Origin of the sequence: Duganella levis, assembly GCF_009857605.1 — a bacterium.
Taxonomy (GTDB): domain Bacteria; phylum Pseudomonadota; class Gammaproteobacteria; order Burkholderiales; family Burkholderiaceae_D; genus Rugamonas; species Rugamonas levis.
Genome location: NZ_WWCT01000009.1, coordinates 62,291 through 78,864 on the forward strand (window position 1 = coordinate 62,291; position 16,574 = coordinate 78,864).

Sequence of the window (16,574 nt, forward strand, 5' to 3'; positions counted from 1 at the left end):
TCTTACTTAGGAAGGAAAGACTCATGGCTGAATCCAATCCCACCCAACCGGCAGGCATCGATAAAGAAGCGATTCGTGCTGCCGCCCGCAATCTGGAAGACGGCCCGGTCACCGCAGGCTACCAAGGCAACCGCGCCGAAGTCATCAAGATGCTGAACGATGCGCTGGCTACCGAGCTGGTCTGCATCGCCCGCTACAAGCGCCATTACTACACGGTGAGCGGGCGCGAGAACGCAGCCATCAAGGCCGAGTTCCTGGAGCACGCCAACGAGGAAGCGGAACACGCCGACTGGCTGGCCGAACGCATCGTTCAGCTGAATGGCGATCCTGATTTCAATCCAGCAACGTTGCTTGAGCGCAGCCATGCCGAGTATGATGCATCAGACGACGTCCAATCGATGGTGCGCGCCAACCTGATCGCGGAGCGCGTGGCGATCGAGTCGTACCGCCAGATGATTGAAAAAATCGGCGATAGCGACCCGACCACGCGTCATCTGTTGATCAAGATCATGGCGGTCGAAGAAGAGCACGCGGACGATATGCGTGACATGATGACCGAACACGGTTGACACAGTCTTTTGCAATTTGCTGTACAGTTTTCACATCGACAACCAAAACAGGAGCTTAATCATGCTGGAACAAAATATCAGTACCGTAAATAATGACGTGAAAACTCTGGTGAAAGATGCCCAGGCTCTGTTCACCGCCGCCACCGCCCTGACCGGCGAAAAGGCTGATGAACTGCGCGGCCGCGGCATGCGCGCGCTGGACACCGCACTGGCCAAGGCCCATGAAGCCCAGGTCAGCGCGCTGGCTGCCACCAAGGAAGCCGCCAAGCACGCCGATGAATACGTCAAGGAAAACCCATGGCGTTCGATCGCAGCAGCAGCCAGCATTGGCCTGCTGATCGGCGTGATCATCGGCCGCAAGTAAGCTACCGTGTCGCACGACGAAAGCAATCGTCCGCCAGGGCTGATCGCATCGCTGGGTCTGGTGACCCGCAATGCGATCGCCCTGTTGCTCAACCGGCTGGAACTGGCCGCGCTGGAGCTGGCCGAGGTGCGCAACCACCTGCTGCAACTGGTGCTGGTGTTCGCACTGGCCGTGCTGTTGGGCGGCTTTGCGTTGATTTATGCGTCGATCACCGTGGTCTACCTGGCGTGGGCGGCGATTGGCTGGGTTATCCTGCCGATCATCACCGGCGTGTTCCTGGTGGTCGCCATCGGCCTGATCCTGTATGCGCGCGCACTGATCCGTAGTGGCAAGCTGGCGTTGCCGTCCACCATGGCGGAACTCAAGTCCGACCGCGATATGCTGTTGTAAGGAGAGGCTGTGAGCAAGCACGAAGATGAGGCCGCACTGGCGGCCGAGAAGCTAAGAATCATACGTGAAGGCGAGTTGTGGCGCATTAAGCTGGTCCACTCGAAAGCGCTGGTTGGCCAGGCGCTGCAACCGGATGCCCTGATGCACGGCGCCATCGACCATGCGGTCGGCCTGGCGCAGGCACGGCTGGGCGGCTTGCTGCACTCGGATGGCGGCGGCTTCAGCCTCAAGTCCCTGGCCTCGCTGGGGACGCTGAAATCGCTGATGCCGTATGCGCTGACGGTGGGTTCGTTCATCGCCCGCCGCAAGCTGATCAAGCCAGCACTGATACTGGCCACTGCGGCCGGTGTCGGCGTCGCATGGCTGATGCGCCGCAAAACCTCACCGCAACAAGAGCAGCTTTGAGCACCGCGCCCAATCCGCTGAACCCCGCAGGCATGCGCGTAGTGCTGGTCCTGCAAGGGGGCGGCGCATTGGGGGCTTATCAGGCCGGCGTGTTCCAGGCACTGCACGAACACCAACTGGCGCCGGACTGGATCGTCGGCACCTCCATCGGCGCCATCAACGCGGCCATCCTGGCCGGCAATCCCTTTGAAGACCGCCTGACCCGGCTGCGCCAGTTCTGGCAAGGCATCGCCCATCGCGACAGCTACGACATGCGACGCGTGCCGGATGCGCAGCGCCGCTCGAATATCCTGCTGCAAACCTGGGACACGCTGCTGCGCGGCGTGCCAGGCTTCTTTACGCCGCGCCTGTTCAGCGCCTTTGCCTCCGGCGCGCCGGTCGATCCGGAACAGGCCAGCTTCTACGACACTACCGACCTGCACAACACGCTCAACGACCTGATCGACTTCGATTACCTCAACGCGCCGGGTGGCATCCGCCTGACCGTGAATGCGCTCAAGGTCACCAGCGGCACCTTGCGCAGCTTCGACAACCGCGACCTGACCATCAACGCCGACCACGTGCGCGCCAGCGGTGCGCTGCCGCCGGGCTTTCCGCCGGTGCGCATCGATGGCGATCTGTACTGGGACGGCGGGCTGTATTCGAATACGCCGCTGGAAACCGTTCTGGACGAGAGAAAGCAGGTCGATACGCTGTGTTTCATGGTCGACCTGTGGAGCGCCGACGGCGAAGAGCCGAAGACGCTGGACGAGGTGCAAACGCGCCAGAAAGACGTCACCTTCGCCTCGCGTTCGCGGCGTCACCTGGACGATTACGTCGCCACCCACCAGATGCGGCAAAAGCTGCGCGAGCTGTACGCGGCGCTGCCGGCCGACAAGCGCACGCCTGCGCAGACCGCCGAGCTGGAAGCGTTGGGCTGCGGTAGTACGCTGCACGTGGTGCGTCTGCCGTATGCCGGCCGCGACTGGAACATGGCCGCCAAGGACATCAATTTTTCGCAGGGCTCGATCGACTGGCGCTGGGACCAGGGCTATCAGGATGCGCTGCGCGCCATCAAGGCCGCGGGCTGGCTCAGCTTCGTCTCGGAAGACACGCCGCTGGTGGTGCACGAGTTGCCGCCGCTGGAGGTGGCGCCTCATGCAGAACGGGCCGCCTGAGCGACCCGTTTTGATTTACTTCTGTGCCACCAGCTGCGGCACCTTGGCCATATCGTCCTGGTAGGTCTGCTGCGCCTCCTTGAGGCAGGCGCTGCGTTCACTGGCCGGGACTTGCTTGCAGCCTTGCTTGGCTTCCGCCAGTGCGGCGCCGATTTCCTTGCGCAGGATGCGCGTGCGTTCGGCGGTGCTCTGGTCTCCTTCGGTCCAGCGGGCAGGTTCGCCGCGGGCGATTTCCTGGTGTTGCAGCTGGACGTTTTGCGGTGGCGTGGTATCGGTTTGCTGGGCGTGTGCGGCCAGCGCCACGCCCACCATCATCACGCCGGTAACGATGCGATGAATCATGATGTCCTCCTTTAGAGTCGACCGGTCAGCAGCATGATCAGCAGGATGACCACGATCAGGCCGGTGATGCCGCTAGGCGCGTAGCCCCAGTTGCGGCTGTGCGGCCAGGTTGGCAGTGCGCCGATCAGGGCCAGAACCAGAATAATCAGAATGATGGTACCCATGTAATTCTCCTTGTTTTAGTGTGTGGGGATTGCTTAATAGCGATACAGGCGGCCGTCGATAAGGCGCACGCGGTTGCCTACGCGCAGGTCGACGATGCTGTCTTGCTGGATGATACGGGTGTCGCCGTTATCCATGCGCACGCTGATCTGGTATTCCTCTTTGCCGGCATTGCGATTGCTTTCGACGTTGTTGCCCACCACTGCGCCGCCGACTGCGCCGGCCACCGTGGCGACTGCACGGCCGGAGCCGCCGCCGACCTGGTTACCCAGCAGGCCACCGATCAGGCCGCCGGTCACGGCGCCGACGCCGGAACTACGTTGGGCTTGCATGATCTGGATCGAGTCGATGGTGCCGTAAGTGGACGAGTCGTTGCTGATATAGCCGATCTGTTGCGGCTGCTGGTTGCTGGCGCAGCCGCTCAATGCAGCGACGCCGGCAAAGATAGCGGCGGCAAGCGTAGTTGAGCGTTTCATGTTGTTTCTCCTGAAAAAGTGTGAGTTCAGAATAAACAGCGGTGCGCGCCGGGTCTGTGCGCTTACGCACGATGCCGCGCCGTGCCGAGTTTAGTACGCTAACGTACAGAGGCGGCGCCGGAACCAGCGTTTAATGGTGACATCGGTAGCAGAGACGCCCTCAAACGTCCCGCTGGCTGACAAACTCATTTAATTACTCTAAGGAGAATCGCCATGAAAATCGCACATAAAATCGCTACTGCCCTGTTCACCGTATCGCTGCTGGGCGCCATGACCGGCTGCGCATCGACCTCGACCAAAGAAGGCACCGGCGAGTATGTCGACGATTCCGTGATCACCACCAAAGTCAAAGCCAGCATCTTCAACGAGCCTAGCCTGAAAACGACTGAAATCAACGTCGAAACCTTCAAAGGCACTGTGCAGTTGAGCGGCTTTGTGGCCCAGCCTGAAGATATCGCCAAAGCTGCCCAGGTGGCACGTGGCGTCAAAGGCGTGACTGCAGTGAAAAACGACCTGCACGTCAAGTAATTCCCCCGGCCGGCGCGCATCAGGCGCGCCGGCGCTTCACCCTGTGAGTCATCATGAACCAGCCTGTCGATCTTCCTCGGACTCACGCACAGGCGGGCACCGCCGAAGGCGCGATTCCTCACGAGCCTTCCCGCGAAATTCCCCGCGAACCCTCCCGAATTCCTCTGCATGTCAACGCGCGCGGCCTGGCGCTGGGCGTGATTGCGACCGTGGCCTTTGTCTGGGCGCTGCAATGGTCGCGCAATTTCCTCGTTCCTTTATTACTCGGCATACTGATCACCTATACCCTGAGTCCGCTCGTGTGTTGGCTGGAACGCATCCGCATTCCGCGCGTGATCGGCGCGACGCTGATTACCGCCGCCATTCTCGGCGGTTCGGTGGTGGTGGCGGAAAAACTGCAAGGCGAGTTCCAGGCCATTGTGGAAGAGTTGCCGACCGCCGGACACAAGCTGTCCAAACTGGTGTCGGAACATCTGCACAGCGGTGGACCGAGCGCCTTGCAGCGCATCCAGGACGTCGCTACCGAACTCCAGCAAGCCACCGCCGGCGCGCAGGAAAAACGCGCCGCCCGCCGGGCGACTTCCGCATCGCCGCCCGATACCTTGCCGGTGATGGACTGGCTGTGGGCCGGCTCGATGGGCGTGATGGGTTTCGTCAGCCAGGCCACCATGGTGATTTTCCTGGTGTTCTTCCTGCTGCTGTCGGGCGATACCTTCAAGCGCAAGCTGGTCAAGCTGACCGGGCCGTCGCTGACCAAGAAAAAAATCACTGTCCACATCCTGGAAGACATCAACAGCTCGATCCAGAAGTACATGCTGATGCTGCTGGTGACCAATGGCGCGCTGGCGCTGCTGATGTGGGTCGCCTTGCGCTGGATCGGGCTGGAGAATGCCGGCGCCTGGGCCATCGTCGCCGGACTGCTGCACCTGATGCCTTATTTCGGCCCGCTGCTGATCATGATGGCGACAGGCATCGTCGCCTTCCTGCAGTTTGAGTCCTTGCAGATGAGCTTTTTGGTGATGGGCGCTTCGCTGGCCATCGCCACGCTGATCGGCACCGTGGTGGCGACCTGGATGACCGGCCGCTTCGCCCGCATGAACGCGGCGGCGGTGTTTGTCAGCCTACTGTTCTGGGGCTGGCTGTGGGGCGTGTGGGGCTTGTTGCTCGGCGTTCCCGTGATCGTCATCATCAAGGTGGTCGCCGAGCGGGTGGAAGGCATGGAAGTGGTGGCCGAGCTACTCGGCGAGTGAGGTTTTGCGCAGGCTGCCCAGCTGTAGCGCATACTGTCTTGCAAACTCGGCGCCGAGGAAGAAAATCTGCGCCGAGTAATACACCCACAGCAGCACGGCAATCATCGACCCCGCCGCGCCGTAGCTGCTGGCCACGCCGCTGTTGCCGATGTAGGCGCCAATCGCATATTTCCCTATCGTGAACAAGGCTGCGGTGCCGACGGCGCCGATGGTGACGTCATGCCATGACAGTTTCACGCGCGGCAGCATCTTGAAGATCACGCCGAATAGCGCAGCAATCACAAGAAAGCTGATCGCCATATTGATCCCGGTGAGCGCGACGCCGGCGTCGGTCCAGTAACTGCCCCAGAATTTCTCCAGCAGCGTCAGCGCAGCGCTGACCACCAGCGACACCATCAGCAGGAAGGCCAGCACCAGCACCATGCCGAACGACAGCAGGCGGGTGCGGATGGTATCCCATACCGTACCCTTGGTCAGCGGCGGCACTTGCCAGATGGCGTCCAGGCTGGCCTTGAGTTCGGCAAACACGGTGGTCGCGCCGAACAGCAGCAGGGCGCCGGCCACCATGGTGGCGAGCCGGCCTTCTTCCTTGTTGCGCGCGCCGGCCAACACCGCCTGAATGGCTTCCGCGCCTTGCGCGCCGACCAGGCCGCGTAGTTGGGCGAATAGCTCGCCCTGGGCCGCCTGCGGGCCATAGAACCAGCCGGCCACAGCCAGTACCAGCACCAGGATCGGCGCCATGGAAAACAGCGTATAGAACGCCAGCGCGGCTCCCATGCTGCTGCCGCGATGCTCGAACCATTCCAGCACGGTGCATTTCAGCACCGAGAAGATATTTTTTTTGTTCATAAAAAAAAGCCCCGCAACTTTCATTGCGGGGCTGTTAGTTGCGGGGGTTTATTGCACGCGGCGTTCGATGGTGATCTGTTCCACCTCGACGCGGCGGTTAGGCTCCAGGCACTTGATCAGATCGGCGCGTTTCTTGTCGTTGCATTCCACGACAGGATTCGATTCGCCTTTGCCGACAGCGTTCAGACGATTGGCGGCGACGCCTTTGCCGACCAGGTATTCCTTGACCGAATTAGCGCGGCGCTCGGACAGTTTCTGGTTGTACTTGTCGCTGCCCAGACGGTCGGCGTAGCCGGTGATGACCACGTTGTCGATACTGCTGTTGTTGTTCAGCACGTTAGCGATATCGTCCAGCTTAGGCTGGTTCGAATTCAGCTTGGCGCTGTCGAACGAGAACAGTTCGGTCGCAGACATCGTCACTTTTTCGAAGCGCGCTGGCGGTGGTGGTGGCGGTGGCAGCGGTGCTGGTGGTGGCGGTGGTGGTTCCGACACTTGCGGTGCTGGCGGTGGTGCGGCCGGGGCTGGACGCGGTGGCGCGTTGAACGCGAAGTTCAGGCCGACGGTCAGCAGGTAGTTGTTGCTCTTGCTGTTCGGGAATTCGTCACCGCGGATGAAGCCATGCACGTCACGGATGTCGGCCTGGAAGGTGGTGCGGTCGTTGATGTCGGCCTGGAAGCCCAGGCCGGCGCTGACGTACGGCGAGTTTTTCTTGCGCTCGATGTAGTTAGGCAGGTTGGCCTTGTCGCGCTCGGCGCCGACACCGATCAGCAGGAACGGACGGAACGATTTACGCGAGAACATGTACAGGCCGTCTACGCCCAGCGTGTCTTGCTGGTAGCGGTTGACGCCGTCACGGGAGCGGCTGTAGGTGTAACCACCTTGCACATCCCAGTTTTCGTTGACGGCTTTGCCGAATTTCAGGCCAGCGCCGTAACCGCGCTTGCTGGTGGCGCCAAAGTCCGAGTCAGGCTTGATGCCGTTGACGCTCGGTTGGATGTACCACGAAGGGTTGATGACCGGATCTTGTTGGGCCATTGCGGAGAACGACGCGCAGAGTGCTGCTACGGCGAAGGCGATTTTCTTGGATTTATTCACAGGGTGGCTCCCGATTAGTTTAAAAGTTTCATCGTCAGCAATGTTGTTGCATCGCTGTTGGACCGAAGATTAGGCGACAAGGTGCGGTCTTTCCGTTCGCTACCGCACCAAAGTTTGCGCTGTCTCAAATTTGTCACAAATCGCAGAACTAACGCGCCTCCCGTTTGTCCCAACGTAAAGCAATAGATGCTTCGCTAATGTTCGTTGACGCACAGACTGAAACCCTACAAACCGGCATTCTTGCGTCAAAGCCGTACCAATCCAGTTTAAAGGAGCGTTCCCATGCATGCAGTCAGCAAACAACAAACCATGGTTCAAAACGAGATGAAAGCCTCGCCGGAGATGCATTCCACCACGGCGCGCTTGACCTCGTTACTGGACCGGTCGACGCCGGCACCGCTGGATCGCAAACCAAGCCTGTCGATGGCGTCCATCGAACGCGTGCGTTCGACCTCGGCCACGCTGCGCCGCATCGAAAACATGCAAAAACTGATCGGCGAACTGTCGCTGCACGAAATGCTGGCCGACGAAATCGCCTGGTTCCTGAAGTTTTCGCCGTCCGGCGCCCGCAAATACATCCGCGACCTGCGTGAAGCCGGCGTGATCGAACTGGCGCGCTATGTCGAAGGCACCGCCACCTACCTGGGCAAAGCGGTCTACCAGCTGACTCCTGATCCAGAGCGCATCGCCGCCTTCCTGGCCGCCATCGCCCAGCCGAAGCGCGAAGGCGTGGCCCCACGCAAGGAGCGTCCAGGCCTGCGCGAGCAAGCCATGGCCGGCAGCGGTCGCCACTTCCACATTCTGGCCGACGACACCCATTACGCCATTCGCGTCAACCGTGGTCCGGTGATGCGTGATCCGCTGGTCGCCGCCTTGTTCGGCAGCGCGCCGTCGCAGCAAAAAGCAGAATAAACCGCGTCGCAGCGGGAGTATGATGAACAGCCGGCGCTTGCGTCGGCTGTTTTCGTATTGAAATGTTGATATGCAGCCCCACCTAGCTGGCATCACATCTCACGGACCTGCGGCACATGGAAGCTTTGACCTGGATCGGCCTGACGGCGCTGGCGATCGCGCTGCCCTTCATTTACCCGCGCTGGCGCCTGCAGCGGGTGCTGGCCCGGCCGTTGCCGCCCGAGGCGGTTGCCGTTCTGCAACGTAATATCCCCGTCTATCGCAATATGCCGGCGGACTTGCAGCAGCAGTTGCGCAAGCTGGTCGTGCAGTTCCTGCATCAGAAGAAGTTTGTCGGCTGCGCCGGGCTGGAGGTGACCGACGAAATGGCCGTTACCATCGCCGGTCAGGCCTGCTTGCTGCTGCTGAACCGTCCCAGCAAGGTGTATCCGGCCTTGCACACCATCCTGGTTTATCCTTCCGAATTCGTGGCGCAGCGCGCCGAAGTAGGGCCGGGCGGCGTGATTACGCCGGGCCGGCAGAGCATGCTGGGCGAGTCATGGGACGATGGCCGTGTGGTGCTGTCGTGGGACGACGTGCAGCGTGGCGCCGGCGACTGGACCGACGGCCACAATGTGGTGCTGCACGAGTTTGCGCATCAGCTGGACAGCGAATCGGGCCGCGCCAACGGCGCGCCGTATCTCGGCAATCCGGCCAGCTACCGCGAATGGTCGGAAGTGTTGTCGCGTAATTTCCAGAGCCTGCGCATGCATGCCATGCACCGCATGGAGACGGTGATGGACCCGTACGGCGCCACCAATCCGGCCGAATTCTTCGCCGTGGCCACCGAAACCTTCTTTGAAAAACCGTACCAGATGGCCGAGCATCACGCCGAGCTGTACGAGGAATTCCTCAAGTATTACCGGGTCGATCCGCGTGGCTGGATGTCGCCGCCGCCACCGCCTGCACCGCCGGAGCCGCCGCCTGTATCGTTCGCCTACAGCTGGTGATCAAAGAATGATGGAGCCGTCGTCGGTGCGCTTGACGTGCAGCAGGCCCGGTTCCTCTTCCTCCAGCCGCTGTGCTTCCTGATCCGCCGCGCTCGGCGTCTTGCCGGCCTCGGCAAGCAGACGCTGGCGCTCCTCCAGCCCCTGCAAGATGTTCTGTTCCAGCTCCGACTGCTGCCACGGCTTGGAAATGAAGCGGAATACATGCGCCTCGTTGATGGCCGTCATCGCCGTCTTGAAGTCGGTGGAGGCGGTCAGCATGATGCGCACGGTGGTCGGCGCCACGTCCTTCAGCGCCTGCAGGAAGTCGCCGCCGGTCATTTCCGGCATCATGAAATCGGACACCACCAGGTCGAATTCGCACACGCAGATCCGGTTCAGGGCGTCGAACGGATTGGTGAAAGTCTCGATCTGCGCGCCGGCCAGCGCCTTGCTTTGGCGTAGCGCCCGTTGCAGCGCGCTCAGCATGTTCGGTTCGTCGTCCACCAGCAGTATGCGGCTCATGATAATTCCTCGGAATGGCGCACCGGCAGCAGCACGCGGAAGCAGGTGCCGCGGCCCAGTTCGGTATCGACTTCGATGCGGCCCTTATGTTTTTGCACGATGCCATACGCCAGCGACAGGCCCAGCCCGGTGCCTTTGCCGACTGCCTTGGTGGTGAAGAAGGGGTCGAAGATGCGTGACAGCGTGTCGGGCGCGATGCCGTTGCCGGTGTCTTCCACCTCCAGCTTGACGGTGTCGGCGTCGGCCATGCCGGTGCGCAGCGTGATGGTGCCGCGCTGCTCGCCCATGGCCTGGGCGGCGTTGACCACCAAATTCAGCACCACCTGGTTGATTTGCAGCGGCAGGCATTCGATGGCCGGGATGTCGCCGTAGGCCTTGACCACGTCGGCGTGATACTTGACCTCGTTGGCGACGATATTCAGCGTCGAATCGATGCTTTGGTGCAGGTCGGCGCGGCTCCATTCCTGGTTGTTGTCGGCACGCGAGAAATCCTTCAGGTCTTCGACGATATGCCGTACCCGCACCAGTCCCTCGCCCGACTCGCGCATCAGCGCCGGAATATCCTCGCGCAGGAAATCCAGGTCGATGCGCTCGCGCATGGCGCGCAACTTGGTGATCACGGCCGGCTGGGCGATGCTGGCTTCGGCGGCCTGGTAGGCGTCCAGCATCTCGAACAACTGCTCCAGGTAGTTCTGCAGGGTGCCGACATTGGAGAAGATATAGCCGATCGGGTTGTTGATTTCATGCGCCACGCCGGCCGCCAGCTGGCCGATCGAGGCCATTTTCTCGGCCTGCACCAGCTGCTGCTGGGCCGCCGACAGCAGATCGTTCAGTTCGGTTAGCTGGCGGATATCGTCTTCCAGCCGGTCGTTGGCTTGCGCCAGCTGGGCGGTGCGCTTCTCGACGATATGCTCCAGGCTGTCGCGCGACTGGCGCAGCGCGTTTTCCGCGACGCGGCGCTCGGTGACGTCGCGCATGGTCTCGATGGCGCCCACTATCTGGCCTTCGGCATCGCGCAGCGGCGCGGCCGTGAAGTGCAGCCAGTGGCCGCTGGCGCCGATGTTGGGGAAGAAGTCTTCCGACTCGTAGGCGCCGGGTATCAGCGTCGACGGGTGGCTGTGGCCGGGATAATGGTCGGCGATATTGTCATCGCCGGCGACGATCAGGTCGCACAGCAGCGGCCGCTCCTTGATGTAGAACGGCTGCCACTGGTTGCGGGTGCCGACCATGCAAGCGCGGGTCCAGCCCAGCAGCTGCTCGCAAGCCTTGTTCCAGTGGGTGATGACGTGGTGGCGGTTGATGGCGAAGGTGGCGACCGGATGGCCGTCAAAGAATTCGTCCAGCGCTACTTCGGCCTGGGTGGGGAGTTTCATCGTGGAGTCCTAACTTACCAGTATCTGGCACATGTCGTTGACCATCAGCGGGCATTTTTCGCTCAGCTGCTGGCGTTGCTCGTCGTCGAACGCGAGGGTGGTCCAGGCTTGCTCGCGCTGTTCCTCGCTGGCGTCGGACGGCTCGGCCAGCAGGTGCGCCATGCCGACCGCCAGCGCCAGGCCGGTGGCGTTGGCGCGGTGCTGGTGGCAGATGGCGTCCTGGATCGCCGGCGGGAATTTCCAGTGCGCCGCCAGCGCGCTGCCGGCCTGCGCATGGTCGACGCCGAATACGGCCAGCTCGGCGTCGGCCACGCTGGCGTCGGCATGCTCGGCGCGCCACAGCGGCACCGCCGCGTATTCGTCGGGAAAACGGGTGGCCAGCACCAGCGTGCCGAGGTTGTGCAGCAGGCCGGCGGTGAAGGCGGTGTCGGGACTTTGGCGCAGGTGGCGCGCCAGCGCCCGCGCCCAGACGGCGGTGGCGATGGCGTGGCGCCAGAACAGGCCGAAGTCCAGCGCCGGCCCGGCCGAGGCCGGTACGGTGCCGATCACGCCGCAGGCAGTCACCAGCGTGCGCACGCTGTGCAGGCCCAGCACCGACATCGCCTGCTGGATGCTGGTGACCTTGGACGGCATGCCGTAGAAGGAGGAATTGGCCAGCCGCAGCGTCTTGGCGGTCAGCGCCTGGTCGAGCGCGATGCGGCCGGCCAGGTAGTGCAGGTCGATATCGTCTTCTTCCATGCTGGTCAGCAACTCGGCCACCACCGCCGGCAGCGACGGCAGGTCGTGCACGCGGCGTATCACTTCATCCAGGGCGATGTGGCTCATGACGGCTCTCCCAGGCTGAGCGTGATCAGGCTGCCGCGCGAGGCCGAGTGCAAGCCCATCGGATAGGCGGTGACGGTGTAGCGCACGCCGCCGATGTCAGCCAGGTGGCCGGCCGGCGGCAAACAGCCGTCGCCGGCGAACAGCTCCGGCAACCTGGTGCAGGCTTCGTTGCCCAGCAACGCGCCGGCGTGCTGGAACACGCGGCCGGCAGCGCCGTTGACGAAGGCAATCATGCCGTTGTCATCCATGCCGATCACCGGCAGCGGCAATTGTTGCAGGATGTCGCGGGCGACGCCGAGACTGATCTCGTCGCGGTCGATCTGGCGCTGCATCTGGTGCAGCAGTTGCTCCATGCGGCGGTTGGCGCTGGCCAGCTCGTGGTTGGCGTTGCGCACTTCCATGTTGAGGCGGTGGTTGTCGTCGGCGATTTCCTTGAGGCGGAAAGCGTCGCGCAAATGGTCGCGCAGTTGCTCGTCGTTCCATGGCTTGGTGAGGAATTTGTAAATCGCGCCCTCGTTGACGGCATCGGTGACCGATTGCAGCTCGGTGTAGCCAGACAGCATGATGCGGATGGTGTCCGGCCGCAGCTTGCGTGCCTGGCGCAGGAAGTCGGCGCCGTTCAGGCCGGGCATGCGCTGGTCGGAGATGATCACGTCGACCGGCTGCTGCGCCAGCACTTCCAGTCCCTGTTCGCCGGAATTGGCGGTCAAAATTTGGTAGCCGTCCGGCCGCAGCAGGCGCTTCAGCGCCGATACGATGTTGACCTCGTCATCCACCAGCAGCAGGCTGCGGTTGCGCGCCTGTACCCGCAGCAACTGCGGCGGCAGGCGGCGGTCCTCGCGCAGCAGGGCGCCGATATCGGCCGGCAGCAGCGGTGCGGCGTACAGCTCACCCTGGATCAGGTCGCACAGATTGTCGCGCAGGAAGGCGCACTGGGCTTCGGTCTGCACGCCGTCGGCGGCGACGCGGATGCCGAGATGCAGCGCCATCGCCATCAACGCCTGGCATTGGGCGGCAGCGGCGTCGCTGTCGCTATCATTCAGCGCGCGCACCACGGCGCTGTCGAGCTTGATGTAATCGAAGGGATAGCGTTGCAGATTGCTGAGGCAGGCCGGGCCGGCGCCGAACTGGTCCAGCGTCAGGCTCACGCCCAGTTGCTTGAACCAGTCCAGCGCGGTGTCGGCGGCGGCCGGATCGAGCATCAGCACCGCTTCTTCCAGCTCCAGCGTCAGCGCCGCCGGCGCAATGTCATATTGTTCCAGCAGCGCCGCCACGCCGGCGCCGAAGCGTGGATCGTGCAGCTGGCGCGCGGTCAGGTTGAGGGCCACCTGGATATCGCTGCCATGCAGCGCGCCGCCTTGCCACAGCTGGCGATCTTCGCAACTGCGGCGCAGCAGGTCCAAAGTGTCGCCGCGCGCGGGCCATGCTTCGACGGCGGCGACGGCGCCATTGCGCAAATCGACCAGCGGTTGGTAGCGCGGCGGCGAATCATCGAACTCCATCAGGCGTTCCTATCGATATGGAAGCTTGTTGCTCGAAAATACTATCGACTGATTATTACGGATAAGCATGCGGCATTCAACCTTTTTCATGGTGCGCGCGCTAACGGAAGCCACTGGCCATGCGGGGCACACTGGGGCCACGTTAATCCAGGAGAACACCAATGAGCACGATTATTGCGGGCCATTTTCAGTTGCAGGACGAAATCGCCGATGCGCGTCTGGCGTTGCTGAGCGCCGGTTTTGCGGCGGCACGGATCAGCGCCTTCTACGTCAATCCGGCCGGGCAGCATGATGTGCACGAACTGGGCGGCGACCATGACAAGTCGCCCGGCGCCAAGGAGAGCGACGAGGGCGTGGTCAAGGGCGGCGCCACCGGCGCCATCGCCGGCGCGGTGGTGGGCAGCGCCACCATCCCGATTGCCGGGCCGGTGGGACCGGTGGTGGGCGCGCTGGTCGGCGCCCACGTCGGTTCGCTGTACAGTCTGCACAAGATGAAGGAAGCCGGCGTACCGGACGAGGACGGCAGCAACGTGCGGCCGCCGCGCAAATCCGGCATGCTGATCGCGGTGGCGGTGGACGACACGGCGCAGGAGGACAAGGCGCTGGACATCCTGCGGCGTTTGCACGCGACCGATATCGAACGCGCCGACGGCACCATCAGCGGCGGCGACTGGCGCGATTTCAATCCGAATTCCTTGCCGGTACCGGTTTGAGGAACGACCGGCTAGCGCAACAGTGTCAGCTTGTTATCTGCCATTCGGCTGGCGCTGTTGCTTATCTGAGACGATGGCGGCGCAGCAGGCAATTTTCGGTATGATAGTCTGCACAGATCAACCGAAGAGCGGAGGCTGCAATGACGCAGGCATGGCTAGTGCTCACTCGTCCGGACGGACGCGACGTTGCCGCGCCGTCCGAGGCCCAACTGGCGGCGGCCTTGTCCGACGTCTATGGCGGTAACACGATCAGTCCCGATGGCGGCCCCGGCAGCGCGGTGCTGCGCTTCGGCTACGATGACGGCCTGATGTACGAAATGGAAGTATCGAGCGGCGGCGCGGTGCGCTTTGCCGAATGGTCGGACCGCGATTGCGAAATCGCGCTGGCCTCGCCGCGCACCATGACCGTCAAGCAGCAGGCCGACGCCTTGCAGCTGTGGCGCTTGATGGCGCAGCGGCAGGTGGCCAAGATCCGCAGCCAGCCTTGGCTGAATGACGATTAACGCCTGCCGTATTGTTCCAGCCGCGTCTGGCAGTTGATGCACAGGCGCGCTTCCGGACGCGCCTCGAGCCGCGAATAGCCGATCACTTCGCCGCAGTTTTCACACAAGCCGTAGCTTTGGTCCATGAACTTGACCAGCGCGTGGCGCACGATGCCCAGTTGCAGCGACGTCAGCGTGGCGGCGTCGTGCACGGCCGCGTGCAGCAGGCGCTGGCTGGCGTTGTCGGCCGGCGAGGCTTCCGCCACATGCGGCTGCGGCAGGCGCAAGTCGGTGCTGCGGTCGAGGTCGTCCGCGAGTTGACTGAGCAGCGCGGCACTGGCGTGTTCCAGCCGCGCCTGTAAGGTCTGCCATTGGTGATCGTCCAGTCCGTTCATAGCGCGACCTCCTTACGGCTTGGACTTGTGCGGGCACGATTGGTTCTATAGCGCCTCGATGTGCTGCTTGAGTTTTTCCAGCGGCTTCAGCACTTGCTCCGGCTTGCCGGCGGCCACCGCCGCGCCGAGCGACAGCAGTTCGCCGGCCAGGTCGACCAGATCCTTGAGACGGTCGATTTTGTCGATCTTTTCCTGCGCGCGCGCGGTCAGGTCCAGCAACTGCTGCTGTTGCGAACCGAGGCCGGACGCGGCCAGCACCGCCGCCTCCAGATACAGGCCGTTGGCGCGCTGGCGCAGCGCCACCTCGTTTTCAAACAGCGCCTGCGCCACGCCTTGCGAAATGCCGGGCAGGGCGCCGTCGGCCGCCGGCTGGCGGATGGCGCGCATCAGGCGCCGGTGCAGCGCGTCGGCGTTGGCCGACAGATGATCGGCCAGCAGCTCGATCTGGGCTTGTTGGGTCGGATTTGCCATGGCCACTCCTTACTGTTTGGTCGGAAGCTGTTCGACCAGCGCGCGGTGGCGCTGTTCGATCAGGTCCAGGTTCTTGCGCGCCAGCGTGTAGCGCAGGCCGATCAGGCGATACTCGGCCTGCTTCTCCTGCTGCTGCGACTTGGCGAGCGCCAGCAGCAGGCGTTCGCGCTGGGGATCGACAAACGGGATGGCGGATTCCAGCATGCCGAGGACGATTTTCTGCTCGTTGTCATTGCTCTTATCGTACAAGCGCAACAGCGTGCGCATGGCGTCCAGTACGTCCTGCACCGGTTGCTGGCCGTCGCGCAGGATGTCGTTGACGGCGTTCTCCTGCAGTGGCCGCGTGAGGCCGCGCGCGACCAGCCGCGTCAGGCCGGCGAAGGCGTTGACGTGGCGGCTGTTCAGGCCCGAATCCGGCCATTCCTTGATGCCGCTGCCGACCACCTTGACCTGGTCCTCCAGATCGTACTGGTTGTCGCCGGCCAGCTTGCCCAGCGTTTGCATATAGGCTTGCAGGCCGTATTGCAGCTTGACGAAATCGTCGCAGGCCTGCTGGCGGTTGGCGTCGAGCTGGCGTTCGCGGGCGTCGGCTTCGGGTGACAGGTAGGGCTGCTCGCGCTGGTAGGTGTTGCGGTAGCGCTCGGTCAATTCATGGTAGGCGCCGAGCTTGGGCGAATCGGCGGCAAAGGCGCGCACCTCGGCCATGCGCGGTGTGCTGCTGGCGCAGCCGGTGAGAATGGCCAACAGGCCCAGCATCAGGAATAGACGGGACAGTTTCATAGGCACTCCGCAGTTGGTGGGACGATTGTTGCCGTTAGTGAATA

Annotated in this window: 23 protein-coding genes; 11 read left to right on the top strand and 12 right to left on the bottom strand. The window is 62.9% G+C overall.

Annotation, left to right across the window (positions count from 1 at the left end; translation table 11 throughout):
• Positions 1-23 precede the first annotated feature (23 nt).
• From GTP69_RS13030 to GTP69_RS13050, 5 genes are all read left to right on the top strand, one after another.
• Positions 24-569, top strand: a complete 546-nt coding sequence (locus GTP69_RS13030) for a ferritin-like domain-containing protein (RefSeq protein WP_161046864.1) — start codon at positions 24-26, stop codon at positions 567-569.
• Between the two features lie 61 nt (positions 570-630).
• Positions 631-933, top strand: a complete 303-nt coding sequence (locus GTP69_RS13035; protein ID WP_161055303.1) for an ElaB/YgaM/YqjD family protein — start codon at positions 631-633, stop codon at positions 931-933.
• Positions 934-939: 6 nt separating this feature from the next.
• Complete coding sequence (locus GTP69_RS13040; protein ID WP_371867923.1) at positions 940-1,323, top strand: phage holin family protein; 384 nt, start codon at positions 940-942, stop codon at positions 1,321-1,323.
• A gap of 9 nt (positions 1,324-1,332) precedes the next feature.
• A complete protein-coding gene (locus tag GTP69_RS13045) occupies positions 1,333-1,728 on the top strand; it encodes a hypothetical protein (protein ID WP_161055304.1) in 396 nt (131 codons plus the stop codon).
• A complete protein-coding gene (locus tag GTP69_RS13050) occupies positions 1,683-2,885 on the top strand; it encodes a patatin-like phospholipase family protein (RefSeq protein WP_371867924.1) in 1,203 nt (400 codons plus the stop codon). Before GTP69_RS13045 ends, GTP69_RS13050 begins: the two co-directional genes overlap by 46 nt.
• A 15-nt stretch (positions 2,886-2,900) precedes the next feature.
• On the opposite strand, the gene GTP69_RS13055 is transcribed toward GTP69_RS13050, so the two are convergent.
• From GTP69_RS13055 to GTP69_RS13065, 3 genes are read right to left on the bottom strand one after another with little or no spacing between them, the layout of a single operon-like run.
• Positions 2,901-3,227, bottom strand: a complete 327-nt coding sequence (locus tag GTP69_RS13055; protein ID WP_161055305.1) for a hypothetical protein — start codon at positions 3,225-3,227, stop codon at positions 2,901-2,903.
• A gap of 11 nt (positions 3,228-3,238) precedes the next feature.
• On the bottom strand, positions 3,239-3,391 hold the full coding sequence (locus GTP69_RS13060) for a DUF3309 domain-containing protein (RefSeq protein ID WP_090192273.1): 153 nt from the start codon (positions 3,389-3,391) through the stop codon (positions 3,239-3,241).
• A gap of 33 nt (positions 3,392-3,424) precedes the next feature.
• Positions 3,425-3,865 (bottom strand): glycine zipper 2TM domain-containing protein, encoded by a 441-nt coding sequence (locus GTP69_RS13065; protein WP_161055306.1) that lies wholly within the window; start codon positions 3,863-3,865, stop codon positions 3,425-3,427.
• 213 nt (positions 3,866-4,078) lie between these two features.
• Between GTP69_RS13065 and GTP69_RS13070 the strand changes: the two genes are divergently transcribed.
• Complete coding sequence (locus GTP69_RS13070; RefSeq protein ID WP_110848613.1) at positions 4,079-4,393, top strand: BON domain-containing protein; 315 nt, start codon at positions 4,079-4,081, stop codon at positions 4,391-4,393.
• Between the two features lie 53 nt (positions 4,394-4,446).
• Positions 4,447-5,643, top strand: a complete 1,197-nt coding sequence (locus tag GTP69_RS13075; protein WP_161055307.1) for an AI-2E family transporter — start codon at positions 4,447-4,449, stop codon at positions 5,641-5,643.
• Here the strand turns inward: GTP69_RS13075 and GTP69_RS13080 are convergent.
• Both GTP69_RS13080 and GTP69_RS13085 read right to left on the bottom strand, forming a co-directional pair.
• Positions 5,629-6,492, bottom strand: a complete 864-nt coding sequence (locus tag GTP69_RS13080) for a YihY/virulence factor BrkB family protein (RefSeq protein ID WP_161055308.1) — start codon at positions 6,490-6,492, stop codon at positions 5,629-5,631. The genes GTP69_RS13075 and GTP69_RS13080 overlap by 15 nt on opposite strands.
• 48 nt (positions 6,493-6,540) lie before the next feature.
• Positions 6,541-7,587, bottom strand: coding sequence for an OmpA family protein (locus GTP69_RS13085; RefSeq protein ID WP_161055309.1), 1,047 nt, complete (start codon positions 7,585-7,587; stop codon positions 6,541-6,543).
• A 282-nt stretch (positions 7,588-7,869) separates the two neighbouring features.
• Here GTP69_RS13085 and GTP69_RS13090 point away from each other — a divergent pair, with 282 nt between their 5' ends.
• Entirely contained in the window at positions 7,870-8,499 is a 630-nt protein-coding gene (locus tag GTP69_RS13090) for a winged helix-turn-helix domain-containing protein (RefSeq protein WP_229260927.1), read from the top strand.
• Between the two features lie 116 nt (positions 8,500-8,615).
• The gene (locus tag GTP69_RS13095) at positions 8,616-9,488 is read left to right on the top strand and encodes a M90 family metallopeptidase (protein ID WP_161055310.1); all 873 of its coding nucleotides are present in this window, start codon (positions 8,616-8,618) and stop codon (positions 9,486-9,488) included.
• Here GTP69_RS13095 and GTP69_RS13100 read toward each other — a convergent pair whose 3' ends face one another.
• Genes GTP69_RS13100 through GTP69_RS13115 form a run of 4 tightly spaced genes read right to left on the bottom strand, consistent with a single transcriptional unit; the run spans position 9,489 to position 13,689 of the window.
• On the bottom strand, positions 9,489-9,989 hold the full coding sequence (locus tag GTP69_RS13100) for a response regulator (protein WP_161055311.1): 501 nt from the start codon (positions 9,987-9,989) through the stop codon (positions 9,489-9,491).
• The gene (locus GTP69_RS13105; RefSeq protein WP_161055312.1) at positions 9,986-11,362 is read right to left on the bottom strand and encodes a PAS domain-containing sensor histidine kinase; all 1,377 of its coding nucleotides are present in this window, start codon (positions 11,360-11,362) and stop codon (positions 9,986-9,988) included. The genes GTP69_RS13100 and GTP69_RS13105 overlap by 4 nt, the downstream gene beginning before the upstream one ends.
• A gap of 9 nt (positions 11,363-11,371) precedes the next feature.
• Positions 11,372-12,187 carry an HDOD domain-containing protein gene (locus GTP69_RS13110; RefSeq protein WP_161055313.1) on the bottom strand — a complete coding sequence of 272 codons (816 nt, stop codon included), beginning with the start codon at positions 12,185-12,187 and terminating at the stop codon, positions 11,372-11,374.
• A complete protein-coding gene (locus GTP69_RS13115) occupies positions 12,184-13,689 on the bottom strand; it encodes an EAL domain-containing protein (protein WP_161055314.1) in 1,506 nt (501 codons plus the stop codon). The genes GTP69_RS13110 and GTP69_RS13115 overlap by 4 nt, the downstream gene beginning before the upstream one ends.
• A gap of 161 nt (positions 13,690-13,850) precedes the next feature.
• On the opposite strand from GTP69_RS13115, the gene GTP69_RS13120 reads away from it, so the two are divergent.
• Positions 13,851-14,402, top strand: coding sequence for a glycine zipper domain-containing protein (locus tag GTP69_RS13120; RefSeq protein ID WP_161055315.1), 552 nt, complete (start codon positions 13,851-13,853; stop codon positions 14,400-14,402).
• A 140-nt stretch (positions 14,403-14,542) separates the two neighbouring features.
• Positions 14,543-14,905 (top strand): hypothetical protein, encoded by a 363-nt coding sequence (locus GTP69_RS13125; protein ID WP_110848603.1) that lies wholly within the window; start codon positions 14,543-14,545, stop codon positions 14,903-14,905.
• On the opposite strand, the gene GTP69_RS13130 is transcribed toward GTP69_RS13125, so the two are convergent.
• The 3 genes from GTP69_RS13130 to GTP69_RS13140 are packed head-to-tail and all read right to left on the bottom strand — an operon-like array spanning position 14,902 to position 16,530.
• The gene (locus tag GTP69_RS13130) at positions 14,902-15,279 is read right to left on the bottom strand and encodes a TraR/DksA family transcriptional regulator (RefSeq protein WP_161055316.1); all 378 of its coding nucleotides are present in this window, start codon (positions 15,277-15,279) and stop codon (positions 14,902-14,904) included. The genes GTP69_RS13125 and GTP69_RS13130 overlap by 4 nt on opposite strands.
• Before the next feature lie 45 nt (positions 15,280-15,324).
• Positions 15,325-15,750 carry a hypothetical protein gene (locus GTP69_RS13135; protein ID WP_161055317.1) on the bottom strand — a complete coding sequence of 142 codons (426 nt, stop codon included), beginning with the start codon at positions 15,748-15,750 and terminating at the stop codon, positions 15,325-15,327.
• 9 nt (positions 15,751-15,759) lie between these two features.
• A complete protein-coding gene (locus tag GTP69_RS13140; RefSeq protein ID WP_161055318.1) occupies positions 15,760-16,530 on the bottom strand; it encodes a hypothetical protein in 771 nt (256 codons plus the stop codon).
• Positions 16,531-16,574 lie beyond the last annotated feature (44 nt).